Genomic DNA, 16995 nt, shown 5'->3' on the forward strand with positions numbered 1-16995 from the left:
ACGGGAGTTTAGGCATGGGATCGACATTCAACAGCCTGGTCGGGCTGATCATTCTGGCGCTGGATATCTGGGCCATTCTCAATGTGATCAAGAGTGGCAGCGAGGTGGGTATCAAGGTGCTTTGGATATTGCTGATTGCACTGCTGCCGGTGGTGGGGCTGGTGATCTGGGCGATTGCCGGGCCGCGGGGGAATGTGCGCATCTGAATGTACCACGCACCCCTGTAGGAGCGGCCTTGTGTCGCGATGGGCTGCGCAGCAGCCTCAAAAATTGATGCCATGGCCGAAATCCTGGGGCCGCTGCGCGCCCCATCGCGACACAAGGCCGCTCCTACAGGGGACTGCTGCACTGACAAAGTCAGCAAATGCAGCCGTGACAAAATTTTCACATTGGTTTAAACAGAATCCGCACCCGCACAATGCTGCGTTGGTCTAGCACCACCGCCTTCTTCGCAAACCGCAATCCTAGGACCTTCCCATTCATGGCTAACACGGACGCCTCGAAGCAACGGGGCGCGCGAGCATCGTTCTCGCCGACCCTGAAATCCCACCTGGCCTACACGCTGCTCAGCGGCCTGGTGATCATGCTGATGCTCAGCCTCGTGCGCCTTGCGCTACTGGTCTACAACAGCGATATGGTCGGCGATACCCCGTACTCGACGGTCGCCGAAGGCTTCCTCAACGGCTTGCGCTTCGACCTGCGGGTGGTGGTGTACATCAGCATTCCGCTGTTGCTGGCCATGCTCAGCCCCTGGGCCATGGCCCGTCGCGGGGTGTTCCGCTTCTGGCTGACCCTCGCCTCGAGCGTGGTGATGTTCCTCGGCTTGATGGAAATGGACTTCTACCGCGAGTTCCACCAGCGCCTCAACGGCCTGGTGTTCCAGTACATCAAGGAAGACCCGAAAACCGTCATGAGCATGCTCTGGTACGGCTTCCCGGTGGTGCGCTACCTGCTGGCCTGGGCCTTTGGCACCTGGTTGCTGAGCCTGCTGTTCAAGGGTATCGACCGCATCACCCGTGGCCAGGGCGAACAACGCGTGGCGCCGTGGTACAACCGCCTGGCGGTGTTCATGGTGATCCTGCTGGTGGCCGTGGTTGCCGCCCGTGGCACGCTGCGTCAGGGCCCGCCGATGCGTTGGGGCGACGCCTTCACCACCGACTCCAACTTCGTCAACCAGTTGGGCCTGAACGGCACCCTGACCCTGATCGACGCCGCCAAGAGCCGCTTCGGCGAGGACCGCGCCAACATCTGGAAGCCAGTGCTGGAGCAGGGCGTAGCGACCGAAAGCGTGCGCAAGCAGTTGCTCACCCCGAATGACACCCTGGTCGATGCCGACGAGGCTGCCATCCGCCGCGACTTCCTGCCGCCGGCCGAGCGCACCCTGCCGATCAAGAACGTGGTGGTGATCCTGATGGAAAGCTTCGCCGGCCACTCGGTTGGCGCGCTGGGTAGCCCGAACAACATCACCCCGTACTTCGACAAGCTGGCCAAAGAAGGCCTGCTGTTCGACCGCTTCTTCTCCAACGGCACCCATACCCACCAGGGTATGTTCGCCACCATGGCCTGCTTCCCCAACCTGCCAGGGTTCGAATACCTGATGCAGACCCCGGAAGGCGGCCACAAGCTGTCAGGCCTGCCAGCCTTGCTCAGCGCCCGTGACTACGACGACGTGTACGTTTACAACGGCGACTTTGCCTGGGACAACCAGTCCGGTTTCTTCGGCAACCAGGGCATGACCACCTTCATTGGCCGTAACGACTTCGTCAACCCGGTGTTCTCCGACCCGACCTGGGGGGTGTCCGACCAGGACATGTTCGACCGCGGCAACGAGGAACTGGCCAGGCACGATGGCAAGAAGCCGATCTACGCGCTGCTGCAGACGCTGTCCAACCACACCCCGTACGCGCTGCCCAAAGACCTGCCGGTGGAACCGGTGACCGGCCAGGGCCGCCTGGACGAGCACCTGACCGCCATGCGTTATTCGGACTGGGCGCTGGGCCAGTTCTTCGAGAAGGCGCGTAAAGAGCCGTACTTCAAGGAGACCCTGTTCGTCATCGTTGGCGACCACGGCTTTGGCAACCACCAGCAGGTCACCGAGCTGGACCTGGGCCGTTTCAACGTGCCGCTGCTGCTGATTGCCCCGGGCATTCAGGAGAAGTTCGGTGCGGTGAACCACACCGTGGGCACCCAGGTCGACATCGTGCCGACCATCATGGGCCGCCTGGGTGGCCAGACCCGTCACCAGTGCTGGGGCCGCGACCTGCTCAACCTGCCTAAGGGCGACCAGGGCGTGGGCATGATCAAGCCGTCGGGCAGCGAGCAGATCGTCGGCCTGGTGCAGGGCGACCGCATCCTGATCGAGTCCAAGGACATGACCCCGCGCATGTACCGCTACCAGCTGGGCAGCGAATTCAAGGCCGAGCTGATCGAAAGCCCGGACCAGCCGGAAATGCTCAAGAAGCTTGAGGCGTATATCCAGACGGCGACCAAGAGCCTGCTGGATAACACTGCGGGTGTGGTGCACGGTACGCCGAAGTAAAACCTGGATCTACAGACTACCCTGGGCCGTGTAGGAGCGGCCTTGTGTCGCGAAAGGGGCGCGTAGCGGCCCCACATTTTCAGCTTCGCCGCGCAGATTGCCGAGGCCGCTTTGCGGCCCTTTCGCGACACAAGGCCGCTCCTACAGGGGATTGCGCCGGTACCACTTCATTTGAGTGAACATTCCCCCCACCCCAAGGTCAGTTATTCAGGCATCACACACCGTGTGTTCCTTGACTCAGAGGGCTCGTTCAATGAAAGAGTGGGAAGTCATCTTTGCCGACCAGAAAGGCGAACCGTCCACATTGCTGCTGCATGCCGAGCATTGCCCCAGTGAGGAAGACGCCGCGCGTGCCATCCGTTCACACCTGTTTCCGGTGATGGACGAGCTGGACCTCAACGACTTCCAGGACCGCACCATTTCCCCCACCGCGCGCTGGCTCCGGGAGCACAGTGGCGTGACCATCACCGGCATCCACGAAGCGCCCTGAACCACACGTTTGCGCGGTGCCTTGGCAGGCACTACGCTGGTGGAAGGTGCCAGCCTATTCTGCGGGTTGGTACCGCATCAATTCGCGTCTTGCATCAGCTCGTACTGCCCGGCCGCTGCCGGCAGGTGCGTAGTGCACGGAAAGTCTATCCATAGCATTATTCAGGAGGACGTTTCATGAGCAGCCAGAACGACGATATCAGCAGCAACGTCCTGCGCCAGATGAAAGCAGGCGGTTTCGATTTCACCCAGATCCACCCCATCGAGTTCTATGCCGTATTCCCCGACGAAGCAGGGGCGCGCCGGGCGGCCAGGCAGTTTCGCGGTGAATCGCTGAATGCCCAGGTCACGGAGACGGGCGACGGTGCCTGGCACCTGGAACTGAGCAAGGTCATGTACGCCACCTATTTCGGGATTGGCGACTTTGAAGAGGCCTTCGAGCAGTTGGTGACACCCTATGGGGGTGAGGTGGAAGGGTGGGGGGTCAAGCACGAGCGGCCGATTGCGTAGAAAAGCGGGCCGCTGTGCGGCCCATCGCCGGCAAGCCAGCTCCCACAGGTATTGCACAGGGTTACAGGGCAACGCGGGCGGTGTGGGAGCTGGCTTGCCGGCGATGGGGCGCAAAGCGCCCCCAGCCTTTTCAAGGCCTGCGCCCAGCCATATGGGTTAAATAGGCCAACAAGCTGTCCAGTTCCTGTTCACTCAATACACGCTCGGCAAACCCCGGCATCTTCCCCTGCGGCCACTGCCGCAACCGCTGCGGGTCCCTTATCAACAGGCGCAAATAACCCGGCTGAAAATACTCGGTCGGGTTATGCGGCACATTCAAGTCCGGCCCCACCTGCGCATCCCCGGCGCCGTTCAACCGGTGGCAGGCCAGGCAGTTCTGCTGGAACAAGGCAAAGCCCTGGCGCACCGGGCTGTCAGCCGGCAACTTCGGGTCGGGCAGCAACGCCGGAAAGCGCTGCGCTACCGGGGCCAACCGGCGAATCGTGGAAATCTGGAACGGCCACTGCTCCGGGCGAATGCCGCTGGCCTGCGGTGCGGTCCACACCAGGTAGAACGGCCCTGCACTCGGTTTGCCCTGGCCCAGGGGCGGCCACGGCTTGCCTGGGTCTTCCACGGCCAGCCAGGCCCGTGCCGGCCCTGGCTGCAGCAACGGTGCAGCGGGCATTTCTGCGGCAAAACCATCCTGTGCCACGGCCTGCAGGTGGTCGCTGGCGCTCACGCCTTGCAACAGCGCAGCCAGCGGCACTGCCCGGTAGTGCATGGGCCGTTTGTAGGAAACGTCCTGGTCGATGCTGATGTCCTGGGCCTGCGGGTGGCCGAGCAGTTCGGCGCTGCTCCACTGGCGCCCGTGGGCGCCCAGTTCAAGGTGCAGTTGCGCCGCCGACAGCGGCAGGCTCAGTAACAAGGCTAACAGGGCAAGGCAGTGACGCATGGGCAACCTCCGACCATCAGGGCCAGCAGGTTACCTGTGCGCTGCCAGTTGGCGCCACCGCTGCAGTCAGCCGAACAAACGTGTCAGGTTCGGCAAGATCAGCAGTAAGGTGGTGGCGAATAAAATAAGCCCGGCTTGGCGAATTTTCGAGTGTCTGAACATGGCGGACCGCCTTCTTGTTGTTATTCCTGAATACCCGTTGGCTTCCTTGTCGCGCTTCGGGTCGATCGCAGTAGCGCTGCATGGCGCCTGAACTGCCTGCCTCTTGTATGTGGATATACAACCAACAGTAGGGTGTGCGTCATCCATGTTTGAGAACCTTTTGTTCTAGTTGCCTGGTCCGGTAATTGCGGTTGGCTATGAGGCCATGTGCCAGTTCGCTGACATGCTCTGGCTAGACACTGGCGTAACTGCCAGCGGCGACCCGACAAAATGTGACCGTTCGTCAGTGCAGCCTACTTGCTTGTACGTGCCTTTCGCGGCAGTCTCTACAGCAGATTCCCACCCATGTCGTTCAGGACTATCCCTATGTCGTTACGCATCTGCATCCTTGAAACCGATGTCCTGCGACCGGAGTTGACCGCGCAGTACCAGGGCTACGGCAGGATGTTCGAGCAGCTCTTTTCGCGTCAGCCGATCGCCGCCGAATTTCGTGTGTACAACGTAATGAACGGCGACTACCCCGCCGACACTGAAGTGTTCGATGCCTATCTTGTGACGGGTAGCAAGGCTGATTCGTTCGGTAGCGATCCGTGGATTCAGACGCTCAAGGCTTACTTGTTGAAGTTGTACGAGCGTGGCGAGAAGCTGCTGGGTGTGTGTTTTGGCCACCAGCTGCTGGCGTTGACCCTGGGTGGCAAGGCCGAGCGGGCCGACAAGGGCTGGGGCGTGGGCATTCACCGTTATTCGCTGGCGGCGCATGCGCCGTGGATGGACCCTGAAGTGTCAGAGCTGACCTTGCTGATCAGCCATCAGGACCAGGTGACCGAGTTGCCGGAAGGCGCCACGGTGATTGCTTCCAGCGATTTTTGCCCGAACGCGGCGTACCACATTCGCGACCAGGTGCTGTGCTTCCAGGGGCACCCGGAGTTTGTGCACGACTACTCCCGGGCACTGCTCGATGCGCGCCAGGAATATTTGGGGGATGAGGTGTACCACAAGGCTGTGGCCAGCCTGGCCAGCGAACACCAAGGTGACCTGGTGGGGGAGTGGATGTTGCGGTTTATCCAGCAGCCGGCGTAGCCGCGGGCTGCTGCTGGTAAATGTGGGAGCGGGCTTGTCCCGCGAATCAGGCGACGCGGTGGATGGCACCGGCTTCGCCGGTGTTCGCGGGACAAGCCCGCTCCCACATCGGCCCCGGCTTTCTACAGCCAACCCGACTTCTTGAAGCTGGCAAACAACCCCGCACACCCCGCCGCAATCACCCCCAGCACCGCAAAATACCCGTAATGCCAGCTCAACTCCGGCATGTTCTGGAAGTTCATCCCGTACACCCCGGCAATCGCCGTGGGGAACGCCAAAATCGCCGCCCACGCCGCAAACTTGCGCTGCACGATGCTTTGCCGTGACGCCTCCAGCAGCATGCCGATCTCGATGGTCTGGCTGGCAATGTCGCGGATCCCGGCCAGGTCTTCCATTTGCCGCGTCACGTGAATCTGCACATCACGAAAATAGGGGCGCATGTTCTTGTCGATGAACGGGAAGCTCAGGCGCTGCAGTTCTTCGCTCACCTCAACCATCGGCGCCACGTAGCGGCGCAAGCGCAGGATGTCACGCCGCAGGCTGTGCAGGCGGCGGATGTCGTCTTCTTGCAGCGAACCACCCAGCACGCTCTGCTCCAGCTCTTCGATCTCGCCATGAATGGCTTCGCTGACCGGCTGGTAGTTCTCGGTGACGAAGTCGAGCAGGGCATACAGCACAAAGTCTTCGCCATGCTCCAGCAGCAATGGCCGCGCTTCGCAGCGCTGGCGCACCATGGCGTAGGACTTGGAGTGGCCGTTGCGGCAGGTGATGATGTAGCCGTTGCCGGCAAAGATGTGGGTTTCGATGAACTCCAGCTTGCCTTCGTGGCGTACTGGCGAATAGGTGACGATGAACAGCGCATCGCCGAACGTTTCCAGCTTGGGCCGGCTGTGTTTTTCCAGGGCATCTTCGATGGCCAGTTCGTGCAGGTTGAACTGGCATTGCAGGTTGGCCAGCTCCTCGGCGTTGGGCTCTTCAAGGCCGATCCACACGAAGTGCCCCGGCTTGCGCGCCCACTCGCTGCCTTCATCGATGCTGATGTTGGTGACCTTCCTGCCGGCGCTGTACACCGCTGACGCCACTACTCGACCCATGGTTGCCCGCTTATTCCGGTTGAACACGGGTTACAGCTTGGGCTGTAGCTGGCTGGAGAGCAACCCGCGAAGAGGCCAGACCAGGCAACCTAACTCTTGGCCAATTCCCCTTCCATCCGGTCAATGCTCTGCTGCATCTGCCCTCGGCACTGTTCGATCAGCGCCGGCAGGTCCTGCAGGCTCATGCCTGCCGTGGCAATCGGCGGCAGCGAACGCACGATCACCGTGCGCTGGCGCCAGCTGTTCAGGCTCATGCGCCCGGCGTAGCGGCTGACGCACACCGGCACAATGGGCACACCCGCCTCGATGGCCATGTGAAACGCGCCTTTCTTGAACGCCAGCAACTGCTCGCCGGCATTGCGCGTGCCTTCGGGGAAAATCCAGATCGAGGTGTCGTTCTGCAGTACCCGGGTGGTCTTCTGCAGGGCCTTGCGCGCCTGGTAGGCATTTTTGCGGTCGATCAGCACGTTGCCACCCAGCCAGAACAGTTGGCCGAACAGCGGAAGCCAGCCGAGGCATTTCTTGCCGATGGCCACGGTGCGACGCGGCACTACCTGGCCCAACAAGAACAGGTCAAAATTGGATTGGTGGTTGGCGATGATCACGCAGCCGGGCGGCTGGTCCCACAGCGGGCCGACCTCGGCCTTGACCTTGATGCGCATCAGCCAGGTGGCCGGGCGGCTGTAGAGGTAGGCGAACACGCGGCTGTTGTCGGGGTTGAACGGGCGGCACAGGCCAATGAGCAGGCCAATGGCGCCCACGGCAAGAAAATGCAGCGCCAGCAGGAGCATGCGTAACGAATAAAGCATGGTACGACTCACACCAGACAGTCGCGGGGGAGTGTACGGGTGTGCACTGGTTGGGGCAAATGCTGGTACTGCACTCAGCGCTGGAGCAGGGTTTGTGGGAGCGGGCTTGTCCCGCGAAACAGGCGGCGCGGTGCATGGCACCGGCTCTGCCGGTGTTCGCGGGGCAAGCCCTAATGCCAGTCAGTTAAGACTGCAGGGGCTGCTGTGCAGCCCATCGCCGGCAAGCCAGCTCCCACACCGACCGCATCGGATTCAAGCCATGCGCCATATTGTGGGAGCCTGGCTTGCCGGCGATGGGCCGCAACGCGGCCCCAAATTGCTTAACTGACCGGCATTAGGGCAAGCCCGCTCCCACAAAGGCCGGCAAGGTCAACCCATAGGGTGCTGATCCAGCTCGATCGCCTTGTCCAGCGCCTCCAGCAACCCCTTGCGCACCTTCAGCTTGGTGTTCTTGTGCGCCAGCATGTTCAGCTTCTTCAATTCCCGCGCCACCGTCAGCGCCGCGTCCTGCAACTGTTCAGCCGGCACCACCTTGTCGAGGAAGCCGGCATCCATCGCAGCTTGCGGGTCAAACACCTCGGCATTGATCACCGAGCGGTGGAAGGCCGAGCGGCGCAGGCGGTCGCGGGCCAGTTCGATACCGGCGTGGTGCATGGTCATGCCGATCTGCACTTCGTTCAGGCACACCTTGTACGGCCCCTCGACACCAATGCGGTAGTCGGCCGACAGCAGCAGGAAGGCACCCTTGGCCACGGCATTGCCCGGGCAGGCGACCACCACCGGGAACGGGTGCGACAGCAGGCGGCGGGCGAGGGTGGAGCCGGCGGTGACCAGGCTGATGGCTTCTTTCGGGCCGCTGGTCATCACCTTCAGGTCGTAACCGCCCGAGAGGATGCCCGGCTGCCCGGTGATGATCACCACTGCACGCGCTTCGACGGCGCGGTCCAGCGCGGCATTGAAGTCGTTGATGACGTCTGGCGAGATGGCGTTGACCTTGCCGTTGTTCAGGGTCAGGGTGGCGATGCCGTCTTCGGCGTGGTAGGTAATCAGCTCGCTCATGGCAGAGTCCTTTTGTTGGCGTGGCGACGACGTTACCCAGCGTCGGGGGCAAGGTAAAGCAGCAAGGCTGACTGGTCGGTCAGCGTTCAGCCGGGCTCAAGTGCAAATACATGAAAAATTTGAAAAAAATGCTTGCCAAAGGGCAGCGCTTTCACTAAATTAGCGCACCTCGACAGGCTGCAAGGCTTGAAGAGAAACGGTGAAGTGTCCGAGTGGTCGAAGGAGCACGCCTGGAAAGTGTGTATACGAGAAATCGTATCAAGGGTTCAAATCCCTTCTTCACCGCCACATTCTACGAAAAGCCCCCGTGCTGAAAAGCCCGGGGGCTTTTTGTTTTCCTGATCACAGGATCGGCCATTGGGGCTGCTGCGCAGCCCATCGCGACGCAAGGCCGCTCCTACAGGGGATCGCGTCGATTTCAGGTGAGCGCGGTCCCTGTAGGAGCGGCCTTGTGTCGCGATGGGCCGCAAAGCGGCCCCAAAATCTCAAAAGCTGACGGATGCCGAAAGCCGAGCCGTCCGCGGTGCCCCCTGGAACAGGTAGTTATCCCCCAGGTAATCCCCCACATCCCGCCAGTAACGCTTGTCGAACACGTTATCCACCGTCAGCCGCAGCACCGTGTCATAGCCCCCAATGCGCGTGCGGTAGCGGCTACCCACATCGAACACGGTATACCCGCCAACCTCCACATTCCCCGCCTGGCTCGCATACTTGCTGGCGCTATAGCGCGCCCCGCCCAGCAGCGCCAGCCCCGCGACCGGCAGGCTGTATTCGGCGTGCAATGCCGCGCGGAACCGGGGCACGTTGATCGCCTGGTGGCCTTCATAGTCATCGGTTCCGCTGTTTTTCACCCGTGCCCGAATGGCTGCAGCGCTGGCTTGCACCTGTAACTTCTGGGTCACCCAGCCGCTGGCGCCCAGTTCCAGACCGGTGTTCTTCTGCTGGCCTTGCTGCACGTAGGTGAAGTTGCCCGCACCGTCCGGGCGCGCGTACTGGTAAGCCTGGCGAATCTGGAACAGCGCGGCGCTCAGGCTCAGGCCCTGCCAATCGTGCTTGAGGCCCAGTTCTAGCTGGTGTGACGTGGTGGGGGCGAGAATTTCCGCCGCGTTGCTGGCAAACCAGGGCGCAGTACCGCCAGCCGATAGCCCCTTGGCATAGCTGGCATACACGGTGGTATCGAGCTGCGGCTTGTAGATAAGCGCAGCATTGGGCAGCAACGCGTACTGCCGTGTATGGCGGCCAGCCACGCCGTTCTCGTCCCAGGTCCTTTCATCCAGGCGCACTTCACGGGCGCCCAGCACCGTCTGCCATTGCTCGTTGAAGCTGATGCGGTCGCTGACGAACAGGCCGTACTGGCGGCTGTCCAGGCGCCGCTCGCTGGCACCGATCGGCTTGTCGGACGGCTCGAAGGCCGGGGCGCCAGTGTGGATGTTACCGGTGCCGAGCCACTCGTTGTAGTACGGCCGCTGGTCCAGCGTGCGCCGCTGCGCACTGCTGCCCATGGTCAGCTCATGGCCCACGCCCAGTGCATCGAAACGCCCGTTGAGCATAGCCTGGGCCTCATCGGTTCGGCGGGTGTCGTCGGGGCTGCGGAAGTCGTAGATGTCGTAGTCACCATTGCTGCCGAAGAACGCCCCTTCGCTGGAACCCCAGGCAAACGCGCTGTAATCATCGATCACCACCTTGCTGCGCGAGGCGCTCAGGGTGCCGGTCCAGGCCTCGTTGAAGCGGTACTCGAAGCGCCCGCCCAGGTTCAGCGAGTCGTTCTGTACCGGCTTGGCCCAGTGCTGGTAGGCCAGGCGGTCATCCGGGTCGACGCCGTGCGGCACTTCGCTGCCGCCGAGCAGCTGGTACCCCGGCACCGAGCGCTGTTCGCGGTGCTGGTACTCGGCGTCCAGCTGCAGGGTGGCATCCGGGCTGATCTGCCAGTCGAAGGCAAGCGAGGCGAAGTCACGCTTGCCGTCGGCGTGGTCGACGTAGGCGCGGATGTCTTCGTGTGCCAGGTTGGCGCGCAGGCCAAACTGTTTCTCGCTGCCAAACCAGCCACCCAGGTCGGTGGCCAGGTAGCGTTCGCCCTGTTCGTTGGTCGATACGGTGATGCTGCGCACATCTTCGGCGCGCTTGGTCACGTAGTTGATCAGGCCACCCGGCTCGGACACACCACTCTGCAGCCCGGACAGGCCCTTGAGCAGCTCCACCTGCTGCTTGTTCTCCAGGGCCACATTCTGCTCGCCGGCGATGGTCTGGCCGTTGATGCGGTAGCTGCTGGCGGCATTCAGCTCGAAGCCGCGCACGTTGAAGTTTTCGTAGTAGCCGATGGGGGCATAGCTTTCGCCGACCGAGGCGTCGCTTTGCAGCACTTCGCTGAGCTTGCGCACCTGGCGGTCCTCCAGCAGTTGCTGGCTGAACACGCTGATCGAAGCCGGGGTGTCGAGCAACGGCGCAGGCTGAAAGCCTCCCACTGCGGCCTGGTGGGCCTGGTAGCCGTCGTTGGCGTAGGTATCGGTCACCTGCAGCGGGGCCAGGAGCACGCTGTCTTCGGCAAGCGCATGGGGGCAATGCAGGGCCAGGCCCAGGCTGAGCAGGCTCAGGGGCAGGCGAGGGTGACGCGGGGGCATGCGGTGGGGCTCCTGGGGGGCGACACCTGTGCCGGCCCTATCGCCGGTAAGCCAGCTCCCACAGGATGGTCACAGGGCTGAATACTGTGGCGCTCTTGTGGGAGCTGGCTTGCCGGCGATAGGGCCGGTACAGGCCATGAAAAAGGCGGCATCTTACCAGCCACCTCCAACATAAAACGATCCACGCCCCGCGATATGCAGTCAGCCAGCCCGCGCAGGCCGCTTGTGCTGGCGCCAGTTGTCATCGATCTTCGACCAGGTCTTGCCATCGGTAATGGCCATCAGTTTGCGGCCGTCCTTGAAGGTGGCCAAAAAGGTGGCTTCTTCTTCCTTGCCCCCCAGCCACAGCCCGGCCAGCAGCCCCACCGGCCCGGCCACCAGGGCGCCGGCCACGCCCCAGCCCAGGGCGCTGCCCAGGCTACGGCTGGGTTCCAGGCTGGCCAGGCGCAAGTCGCTGATACGGGCCAGGGAAATCCGCTCACCCGGGGACGGGCTGCGCGGGGTCTTGAGTGTGAGCGATCCATTGCGATACTCGCCTTCACCTTGCAAGAAATCGCCGGATTGCACCGTGAGTCTTGTCATAAAGTTGTCCTGTCAGGGATAGGGCATTTGACCAGCGCCTACTGAGCGCTGCCGGGGTAGGCAAGTCAACGGCAAGGCGACGGAGGGTAGTGTGGTGCATTGTCGCCCTCAGGCTGGCGCGGTCTGTGTGTAGGAGCGGCCTTGCGTCGCGATGGGCCGCGCAGCGGCCGCACATTTGTAGCTTCGCCGCTGATTTTGCCGGGGCCGCTTTGCGGCCCTTTCGCGACGCAAGGCCGCTCCTACAGGGGTTATGTGTCAGCTTTGCGGGGGGAGATAAGCCAGGCCAGCAACGCTAACGCCCCAATCACCAACCCCGCCACCACAATGCCCATCCAGCCTTGGCGCTGGAACAACTGCGTGCCCAGCAACGACCCCAGCGCCCCGCCAATGAAGTAGCAGGTGATGTACCCGGCATTCAGCCGCGTACGCGCCTCGGGCCGCAGGGCGATCACTGCGTTCTGGTTGCTTACATGCACCAGCTGCACCGCCAGGTCGAGCATCAGCACGCCCAGCAGCAAGGCCAACAGCGATTGCTCGGCAAACCCCAGCGGCACCCACGACAGCAACAGCACCACCAGGCCCACCGTGGTCCCCAGCGAACCCTTGCCACGGTCGGCCAGGCGCCCGGCCCAGTTGGCCGACAGCGCACCCGCCGCACCGGCCAGGCCGAACAGGCCGATCACAGCATCCGAATAGTGGTACGGGCCGTTGGCGAGCAGGAACGCCAGCGGTGTCCAGAACAGCGCGAACAGGCTGAACGCCAGCAGGCCGAGCAGCGAGCGCAGGCGCAGCACCGGTTCTTCAAGGAACAAGCGGAATACCGAGCCGATCAGTGCCGGGTACTTCAGCCCGGCATGGCTGTGGTGCTGCGGCAGGCTGCGGTACAGTGCCACGGCAGTAATCGCCATCAGCACTGCGGCCAGCACGTAGATGCTGCGCCAGCCGCCCAGCTCGGCCATGAAACCGGCCGCGGTACGCGCCAGCAGAATGCCCAGCAGCAGGCCGCTCATCAGCGTGCCCACCGCACGCCCGCGCTGATGCGGCTCGCTCAGGCTGGCGGCCATCGGTACGAGGATCTGCGCCACCACCGAGAACAGCCCGGTCAGCGCCGTGCCGAGAATCAGCCAGGGCAGGTTGGGTGCGCAGGCGCTGATCACCAGGCCAGCGGTGGCAATGAGGGTCATCACGGTAATCAGCCGGCGCTGTTCGAACAGGTCGCCCAGCGGGGCCAGCAGCAACAGGCCGGCGCCATAGCTGAGCTGCGCGGCAATCACGATGCTGCCGGCGCTGGCAGTGCTCAGGCCGAACTGCTGGGCAATGCTGTGCAGCAGCGGTTGGGCGTAGTAGTTGCTGGCCACGGCCAGGCCGGTGGCGGTGGCCATCAGCAGGATCAGGGCGCGGCTGAGGGTGGGGGTGTGCATGCGGTTCTCGTGGCGGGCAGGAAATAAGGGGGGATTATCGGGAAGTGTCGGGCATGAAGCCAATGCATCGTGTGTTCGACATGGCATGTGTGGCGCCTGGGAGATCGAGCGCCGCCCGCGCGGCGCTTCGCGGGGCAAGCCCGCTCCCACATCTGTTTCGGGCCAATCACTCCTGTGACCTCACCTCTGTCCGCCCTGTCGGTTCCATTCGATATTGAATGTGTCGCTGCTGTTTATCGATTTCCAGTCATGCACCCAGGGTGCGCGCGCCTCTGCAACAGGAGTGACTGGCCCGAAACAGATGTGGGAGCGGCCTTGTGCCGCGAAGCGCCGCGCGGGCGGCGCTCGATCTCGCAGGCGCCACAAAATCAAAGGCAAACACCCTGCAGGCCACCCGTCCTGAGTGATTCAATCAGGCCGCAAACCCACCATCCACAGTCAAACTGGCCCCGGTGATATACCCCGCCTCAGGCCCCGCCAGGTAAGCCACAAAGCTGGCAATTTCATCCGCCTCGCCATACCGCCCGATCGCCATCAGCGGGATCAGGCTTTCGGCAAACGCGCCGCTGGCCGGGTTCATGTCGGTGTCCACCGGCCCTGGCTGCACGTTGTTCACGGTAATCCCCTGCGGCCCTAAATCGCGCGCCATGCCGCGGGTCAGGCCGACCAGCGCCGACTTGCTCATGGCATACGGCGCGCCACCGGCAAACGGCATGCGCTCGGCGTTGGTGCTGCCGATGTTGATGATGCGCCCACCCTGACCCATGTAGCGCGCTGCTGCCTGGCTGGCAACGAATACGCTACGCACGTTCACCGCCAGCATGCGGTCGAACTCGGCCAGGTCGAACTCGGTCACCGGGGCCACGGCCAGTACGCCCGCGTTGTTGACCAGAATGTCCAGCCGGCCGAAGGCCTTCACGGCGTCATCCACGGCCAGTTGTACGGCCGCTGCATCGGCGCTGTCGGCGCGCAGCGCCAGGGCCTTGCCGCCGTTTTCGCTGATTTCCCGGGCCAGCGCTTCGGCCGGGCCGGCAGAGCTGACGTAGGTAAAGGCCACCTGCGCGCCTTCGCGGGCCAGGCGCCGCACGATGGCTGCGCCAATACCACGGGAACCGCCCTGTACCAGGGCTACTTTGCCTTCGAGTGTAAGTTGCTTGGACATGCTGATCTCCTGCTGGAAGCCAGGCCGAAATGCCTTGGATGGGCGCAGTATCGGCGCTTGATTACCTGCTGATAAGATGGCAATCACTATTAGCAGAGTAAACCTTTGGTTGCCAATCATGGCTATGGAATCGTTCAATGCGTTGGAGTGCTTCATCCGCAGTGCCGAGGTCGGCAGCTTTGCCGAGGCGGCCAGGCGCTTGCACATTACCCCCGCCGCCGTGGGCAAGCATGTTGCCCAACTGGAAGCGCGCCTGGGGGTGCGCTTGTTCCAGCGTAGTACCCGCAAGCTGACCTTGACCGAGGCGGGGCAGCGCTTTCTCGGTGAGGTGAGTGACAGTTTTCGCACCATCCAGTACGCCGTGGCCAACCTGGCCAGTGCCGAGGGGCAGCCGGCGGGGTTGTTGCGGGTAAGCATGGGCACGGTGTTCGGGCGGCTGTATGTGTTGCCGTTGTTGGGCGAGTTCTTGCGCCGCTACCCGGCGATTACCCCGGACTGGCATTTCGACAACCGCCAGGTCGACCTGATTGGCCAAGGCTTCGATGCGGCGATTGGTGGGGGGTTCGAGCTGCCGCCCGGGGTGGTAGCGCGCAAGCTGACCCCGGCGCATCGGGTGCTGGTGGCGGCGCCGGCGTATTTGCAGCGGCATGCGCAGATACAAGACCCGCAGGTGCTGCAGCGGCATGACGGCATCCTGATCCGCTCACCGCAGACCGGGCGGGTGCGTTCGTGGCCGCTGACCAGCCGCTGGCAGGCGCAGCAGCCGTTGCAATTGCGCCAGGCGATGACCATGAGTGATTCGGATGCGGCGTGTGCGGTGGCCGAGCAAGGGCTGGGGATCGCCCTGGTGAGTTTGCCGTTTGCCGTGCCTTACCTGCAGGCCGGGCGGCTGCGGCGGGTGTTGCCGGACTGGTATGTGGACGATGGGCACATCAGCCTGTATTTCGCCGAACACAAGCTGCTGCCGGGCAAGACCCGGGCGTTTGTCGATTTTGTGGTGGAGCAGTTTGAAGGGCAGGGGTTGGCGGGCAGGTTTGACGCTCTGCAGGCCCTATAGAGGTGTATTGCCTGTACCGGCCCTATCGCCGGCAAGCCAGCTCCCACAGGGATCACCACAGGTCTGAGGGTTGTGTGGTGTACCTGTGGGAGCTGGCTTGCCGGCGATAGGGCCGGTTCAGGCAACCTCAACAATGAACAACACCTGCGCCCCCAGGCTCACCTCATCATCCACCCGCTTGCCCAGCAACAACTGCCCCAGCGGCGAGCGCGGGGTAATCACCGTCACCAGCTCATCCCCCTCGCCAATCTTCAACCCTGCCGCCTCCGGCCCGAGGAACACCCGGCGCTGCCCGCCGTCTTCATCCTCCAGCGTCACCAGGTTGCTCACCTGCACCCCGCGCGCCGGGTCATAATCACGCAGCAGCAGTTGCTGGTAGATCAGCAGCCCCTGGCGAATCTCGGCACTGCGCCGCGCCTGGCCGGTGGCCAGGTACGAGGCTTCCAGGCCCAGGGTGTCGTACTTGTTCTCGGCGATGTTTTCTTCGGCGGTAGCCGCTTCATAAGCCGTTTGCGCCGCGCGGGTCAGCACGTCCAGGTCATGTTCGAGGGTGGCGACGATCTGCGCCAGCAGGCCGGGCTTGTCCATGGTCAGTAACAGAACTCCAGCACGTTGGCCTGGCTTTTGTCGGTAGGCGCTGTGCGGTTCTGTTGCAGCCAGAACTGGCACTTGGGGCTGTTGAGCTTGCGCGGGTTGCCTTGGGCGGCGTCGGTGGCCTGTTGCAGTTCCTGCTTTTGCAGGATGTCTTTGTAGCGCTCGAACATTTCGGCCTGGGCGTCCTGTGCCGGGGCCGAGGCAGCGGGTGCGGCAGGGCGATACGCACTTGGGGCCACCGCCTGGGCCAGTGGCTGCACCTGCTGGGGCCACAACTGCAGGCTCAGCCACAGGCTGGCGGCAATGGCCACGGCGCCCAGCCACAAGCCCAGGGCAACGCACAGGATCAACGGCAGCGGTTTGAGGGTGATCTTCAGTTCACGGTGGCGGGGCATGGCAGCCTCCTGGCAGGGTGGGTCGGGGGGCATTGTCGCATGCGAGTGGTTTTTAGGGGGGAGGAAGCATGTGGGCTGCAAGGTGCTTGGCTTGGGCTTTTGTGGTGGTGCTGATATCGAGCGCCGCCCGCGCGGCGCTTCGCGGGGCAAGTCGGATCGCCGCACCGCCGCTCCCACATTTGTTTCGGCCAGTCAATCCTGTGAAGTTACCTCTGTCCGCCTTGTTTGTTCCATTTGGTGTCGGGGGAGGCCAGTAGTCCTCCACCTATCTCCTGACATGCACAAAGGGTGCGCGCGCGAATGTAACAGGAGGGATTGGCCCGAAACAGATGTGGGAGCGGGCTTGCCCTAATGCCAGTCAGTTAAGACTGCCGGGGCTGCTGTGCAGCCCATCGCCGGCGGAACTGTCAGATTTTTTGTGTGCGGGCCGGTAACGGCCTGCCGCCAGGCAGGCCCTGATTTTCACCAGGTTGGCCTGATGAACCGATCTCCG

17 protein-coding genes and 1 tRNA gene are annotated in these 16995 nt (G+C 63.2%); 7 read left to right on the plus strand and 11 right to left on the minus strand.

Annotated features, from left to right (window positions below; genetic code table 11):
• Positions 1–14: 14 nt before the first annotated feature.
• From ACI2KG_RS27720 to ACI2KG_RS27735, 4 genes are all read left to right on the plus strand, one after another.
• On the plus strand, positions 15–206 hold the full coding sequence (locus ACI2KG_RS27720) for a PLDc N-terminal domain-containing protein (RefSeq protein ID WP_012271091.1): 192 nt from the start codon (positions 15–17) through the stop codon (positions 204–206).
• A 275-nt stretch (positions 207–481) separates the two neighbouring features.
• Positions 482–2539: an LTA synthase family protein gene (locus ACI2KG_RS27725; protein WP_404664073.1), complete on the plus strand. Its 2058-nt coding sequence runs from the start codon at positions 482–484 to the stop codon at positions 2537–2539.
• Positions 2540–2792: 253 nt separating this feature from the next.
• The gene (locus ACI2KG_RS27730) at positions 2793–3029 is read left to right on the plus strand and encodes a hypothetical protein (protein WP_201206935.1); all 237 of its coding nucleotides are present in this window, start codon (positions 2793–2795) and stop codon (positions 3027–3029) included.
• A gap of 176 nt (positions 3030–3205) precedes the next feature.
• Positions 3206–3538: a ribonuclease E inhibitor RraB gene (locus ACI2KG_RS27735; protein WP_404664074.1), complete on the plus strand. Its 333-nt coding sequence runs from the start codon at positions 3206–3208 to the stop codon at positions 3536–3538.
• 130 nt (positions 3539–3668) lie between these two features.
• Here the strand turns inward: ACI2KG_RS27735 and ACI2KG_RS27740 are convergent, their stop codons facing one another.
• Together ACI2KG_RS27740 and ACI2KG_RS27745 are read right to left on the minus strand one after the other, a co-directional pair.
• Entirely contained in the window at positions 3669–4469 is an 801-nt protein-coding gene (locus tag ACI2KG_RS27740) for a c-type cytochrome (RefSeq protein WP_404664075.1), read from the minus strand.
• Between the two features lie 66 nt (positions 4470–4535).
• The gene (locus tag ACI2KG_RS27745; protein ID WP_400621045.1) at positions 4536–4778 is read right to left on the minus strand and encodes a hypothetical protein; all 243 of its coding nucleotides are present in this window, start codon (positions 4776–4778) and stop codon (positions 4536–4538) included.
• Positions 4779–4997: 219 nt separating this feature from the next.
• Between ACI2KG_RS27745 and ACI2KG_RS27750 the strand changes: the two genes are divergently transcribed.
• Complete coding sequence (locus ACI2KG_RS27750) at positions 4998–5711, plus strand: amidotransferase (protein ID WP_404664076.1); 714 nt, start codon at positions 4998–5000, stop codon at positions 5709–5711.
• Positions 5712–5833: 122 nt separating this feature from the next.
• Here the strand turns inward: ACI2KG_RS27750 and ACI2KG_RS27755 are convergent, their stop codons facing one another.
• The 3 genes from ACI2KG_RS27755 to ACI2KG_RS27765 all read right to left on the minus strand — a co-directional run bounded on the left by ACI2KG_RS27755 (position 5834) and on the right by ACI2KG_RS27765 (position 8673).
• Positions 5834–6805 carry a magnesium and cobalt transport protein CorA gene (locus ACI2KG_RS27755; RefSeq protein WP_404664077.1) on the minus strand — a complete coding sequence of 324 codons (972 nt, stop codon included), beginning with the start codon at positions 6803–6805 and terminating at the stop codon, positions 5834–5836.
• A gap of 89 nt (positions 6806–6894) precedes the next feature.
• Positions 6895–7614, minus strand: a complete 720-nt coding sequence (locus ACI2KG_RS27760; RefSeq protein ID WP_404664078.1) for a lysophospholipid acyltransferase family protein — start codon at positions 7612–7614, stop codon at positions 6895–6897.
• Positions 7615–7983: 369 nt separating this feature from the next.
• Positions 7984–8673, minus strand: a complete 690-nt coding sequence (locus ACI2KG_RS27765; protein ID WP_404664079.1) for a crotonase/enoyl-CoA hydratase family protein — start codon at positions 8671–8673, stop codon at positions 7984–7986.
• A 198-nt stretch (positions 8674–8871) separates the two neighbouring features.
• Between ACI2KG_RS27765 and ACI2KG_RS27770 the strand changes: the two genes are divergently transcribed.
• Positions 8872–8961 (plus strand) — tRNA-Ser (locus ACI2KG_RS27770).
• 197 nt (positions 8962–9158) lie between these two features.
• Here the strand turns inward: ACI2KG_RS27770 and ACI2KG_RS27775 are convergent.
• From ACI2KG_RS27775 to ACI2KG_RS27790, 4 genes are all read right to left on the minus strand, one after another.
• A complete protein-coding gene (locus ACI2KG_RS27775; RefSeq protein ID WP_404664080.1) occupies positions 9159–11291 on the minus strand; it encodes a TonB-dependent siderophore receptor in 2133 nt (710 codons plus the stop codon).
• A 201-nt stretch (positions 11292–11492) separates the two neighbouring features.
• Entirely contained in the window at positions 11493–11873 is a 381-nt protein-coding gene (locus ACI2KG_RS27780) for a hypothetical protein (protein WP_201207699.1), read from the minus strand.
• A 248-nt stretch (positions 11874–12121) separates the two neighbouring features.
• On the minus strand, positions 12122–13294 hold the full coding sequence (locus tag ACI2KG_RS27785; protein WP_404664081.1) for an MFS transporter: 1173 nt from the start codon (positions 13292–13294) through the stop codon (positions 12122–12124).
• Between the two features lie 412 nt (positions 13295–13706).
• On the minus strand, positions 13707–14456 hold the full coding sequence (locus ACI2KG_RS27790) for a 3-oxoacyl-ACP reductase family protein (RefSeq protein ID WP_404664082.1): 750 nt from the start codon (positions 14454–14456) through the stop codon (positions 13707–13709).
• Positions 14457–14574: 118 nt separating this feature from the next.
• On the opposite strand from ACI2KG_RS27790, the gene ACI2KG_RS27795 reads away from it, so the two are divergent.
• The gene (locus ACI2KG_RS27795; RefSeq protein ID WP_400620968.1) at positions 14575–15513 is read left to right on the plus strand and encodes a LysR family transcriptional regulator; all 939 of its coding nucleotides are present in this window, start codon (positions 14575–14577) and stop codon (positions 15511–15513) included.
• Between the two features lie 117 nt (positions 15514–15630).
• Here the strand turns inward: ACI2KG_RS27795 and ACI2KG_RS27800 are convergent, their stop codons facing one another.
• Together ACI2KG_RS27800 and ACI2KG_RS27805 are read right to left on the minus strand one after the other, a co-directional pair.
• Positions 15631–16101 carry a transcription elongation factor GreAB gene (locus ACI2KG_RS27800; RefSeq protein WP_404664083.1) on the minus strand — a complete coding sequence of 157 codons (471 nt, stop codon included), beginning with the start codon at positions 16099–16101 and terminating at the stop codon, positions 15631–15633.
• A gap of 2 nt (positions 16102–16103) precedes the next feature.
• Positions 16104–16502: a hypothetical protein gene (locus ACI2KG_RS27805; protein WP_404664084.1), complete on the minus strand. Its 399-nt coding sequence runs from the start codon at positions 16500–16502 to the stop codon at positions 16104–16106.
• Between the last annotated feature and the right edge of the window lie 493 nt (positions 16503–16995).

Origin of the sequence: Pseudomonas sp. NPDC089407, assembly GCF_044900445.1 — a bacterium.
Taxonomy (GTDB): domain Bacteria; phylum Pseudomonadota; class Gammaproteobacteria; order Pseudomonadales; family Pseudomonadaceae; genus Aquipseudomonas.